Origin of the sequence: Sinomonas sp., from assembly GCF_036848755.1 — a bacterium.
GTDB lineage: Bacteria > Actinomycetota > Actinomycetes > Actinomycetales > Micrococcaceae > Sinomonas.
In genome coordinates, this window is the sequence record NZ_DAIUJO010000218.1 from 1 (window position 1) to 2,758 (window position 2,758).

Genomic DNA, 2,758 nt, shown 5'->3' on the forward strand with positions numbered 1-2,758 from the left:
GGCCCCGAGCATGCGCAGACGGACAGGGAGCTGGAAGTCATCGTCCAGCTCGCCGTCGACTGCTCGGGCCGTGAGGCCGTCGTGTTCCACGTGATGCAGCTCGGCCCCAGGTTCCGGAGGATGCGAGAGGAGTACCCCCATGGCAACTGAGCGTGACTACGATGCGGCGAGCGACGCCTACGCCCACGAGAATGCGCCGGCTGCGCCGATCGGCCCGGCGCTGACGGGCGCTGCCGCCGCGGCTGCCGGCCGCGAATTCCTCGTGCGCGAGTACGGGTCGATCGAGGCCGTCGAGGCCGAGATCCGCCGCGGCCGCCGCAAGGTCGGCGATGCCCGCAGGGGCGAGTCGCCTGTTGTCCGGGCGCGGATCTCCGCGACAGACTTCGCCGCGTTCAAGCAGCTCGAGCAGATCACCGGCCTCTCACAGGCCGAGTTGGTCCGCGAAGGCGTCCACCTGCTCCTCCAGCAGCACAAGCTCGCCAGCTGACGCACCCAGGTCCGCCGTGGCGTTTTGCGGCCTCGGATGAGCGACCCCAGGGCCCACCCAGGCCTCGGCCTTGACGCTGGCTCAAGCCGGGCTGGTGTCCATCTTCAGGTAGCGGTAGACGGTGGCCCGTCCGGCCCCGATGACCTTTCCGATGTCCGCTGGCTTGAGCCCTTGGGCCCTGAGTTCGCGGGCCCGTCTGACCTTCGGGTCATCGGGGGTGACTTCGCGGCGGCCGGCTCTGCGACCGTTGGCTGCAGCGCGGTGTCCTGCTCCGCCGAGCTCACCCGCGCATTAGCTTTGCGGTTTGGGCGTGTCTCGCAGGGGCGGGTTGTTTGTCCTCTATGCGGTTTCTGGTCTTGCCCGGCCTCGTGTCTCGGCCACCACCATGTGGCGACCAGGCGATCGGCCTCTGAGTGCTCGATACCGGTGTCTCGGACCTCGCCGAAACTCTCGGTGGCTTTACCTACCGGGAGACACGAAGTGCGCCCTCCCGCCAGGATTCAACGCCGTGTCATCACAGGCATCGCGTGACACGTCCTAGCCCTGACGCGTGTCATGCTCAGCTATCGTGCATAGCCGAGACGCGCCATCGTCCGCTCCGTCCCGTCAAAGCTCCAAATTTCCCGATCCCGAGACTATCGGGACGTGCCGCGGCCGCCCTCGAGGCCTTCGGTTTCTACGCCGCCCGGGTAAGCACCCCGGGGATCAAGCCGAACGGCGTCTTCGCACCCACGCGACGCGCGGCCGGAATGACCGTCATGACGCGGCTCATTTTCGCCTCAAGCCCGGGAACAGGAGCCGATGCACCCGAGTGCCTGGTCACCTTAAAACCCGACCATCCCGGCCCCCATCATGCAGCGTTCCTCATAGCGGCTCTGGCCAACGAATTGACCCAGTTCGCCGGGAGGCGGCAGCTGATAGGGCACGCATTCGGCGGGGCTGCCGAGGGCGGGTCTGTGGTGGAATCCGGCCATGGGTTGAGCGCAGGGCTGTCAGCTCGGCGATCTGGGAGTCCAGTTCCTGCAGCTGCCGGGCGAGGAGGTCCTCCACGTTTGTCTCCGGGCTGGACCCCTCACGCCACACGGTGATCTACATCGGCAACCCAAGGTGGGCGGGACCTGGATCTGCGCCCGGATCGCCACCGCCCTCACACCCCTGGATCAGGACGGGGGCGGGCCGACCGAGGCCGGCTCGCCTTCCCCTTGACCGAGCGGTCGGGGCGGTGCTGTCCTGAGCAGGGGACGGTCGTAGCCGTGCGGCCACGCCCGGACGACCAGGAGGCTGCATCGTGGCAACTGCATCGGTTCCCTGTCGCCCTGCAGCCGAGCAGGCGGCCTGGGCCGCGGCGGCCCTGTTCGGGCTGCACCTGGTGACGTACTTCGTCCCGAGCATCCGCGGCGCCACCCTCGCGACCGGCTCCGTGGTCGCCGCGCCGCTTGCCGTGCTCGCGGTGGCCCAGCATCTGGTCGTCTTCCCGGTCGTCGCAGCACTCCCGGCACCTCGATGGTCCCGTGCCGCTGCGTACACCTGGCTGCCCCTCGACATGCTGACAGACCTGGCACAGCTCGTGGGCGCCCCTCAGTCCCTCTACCTACCGGTCCGCCTCGCCGTGAATATCCTCGCCGCAGCCTGGATCGCCTCCGCCTCGTGGACGGCCCCCGGCACGGTCCGGGGTATCGGCCTCTTCGTCGCCCTCGACACCGCAGCCTACTCCTGTCTCGGCCTCTTCTTCCCGTGGGCCTTCCTGATCGCACTGCCGTCGCTGATCCTGCTGCCCGTCTGGTTCGGACTCATGGCCCGTCGGCTCGCAGCCCACCGGCGAACCGTGCTCCCATGAGCCCTCCGTCCTATGTGCCACGATCCCGAGAAAACTAGGGAACGACATCACGCGGATTCCTCCGCCTCGGGAAGCTCTCCTCCGCGCCTCCGCGGGCGCCTTGGGAACCCCCTCCGGCGCCCACCACCTCGGGGCAGGGTCCCCGTGCGGGGGAAAGCCGCTTAGCTTAGAGATTCCCTTAGACCGGGGCGGCGATCATGGGGCCATGTCCCTTCCCCACTCCCCGATCGGCTCGGACGACGGTTCGGTTCGACGACCAAGGGCTGTCAGCTGTGGGTGCGGGTGTGGTTGAGGCGGTAGGAATCGGTGCCGGTCTGGATGTGACCCTGCGCCGGCACTAGAAGCGCAGGCCACGCCCGCCCCGGCCAAAGCGGCCGGGGCGGGCTTGAGCTACCAGGAAGCGATCAGGACTTGACCTTGATCGAATCGATCAC

2 protein-coding genes are annotated in these 2,758 nt (G+C 68.4%); both read left to right on the forward strand.

The annotated features are described in order from the left end of the window. The first annotated feature begins 139 nt into the window (after nucleotides 1–139). Nucleotides 140–487: a hypothetical protein gene (locus V7053_RS18620; RefSeq protein ID WP_334173743.1), complete on the forward strand. Its 348-nt coding sequence runs from the start codon at nucleotides 140–142 to the stop codon at nucleotides 485–487. Between the two features lie 1,288 nt (nucleotides 488–1,775). Then, a complete protein-coding gene (locus V7053_RS18625; protein ID WP_334173744.1) occupies nucleotides 1,776–2,324 on the forward strand; it encodes a hypothetical protein in 549 nt (182 codons plus the stop codon). Nucleotides 2,325–2,758: the final 434 nt, after the last annotated feature.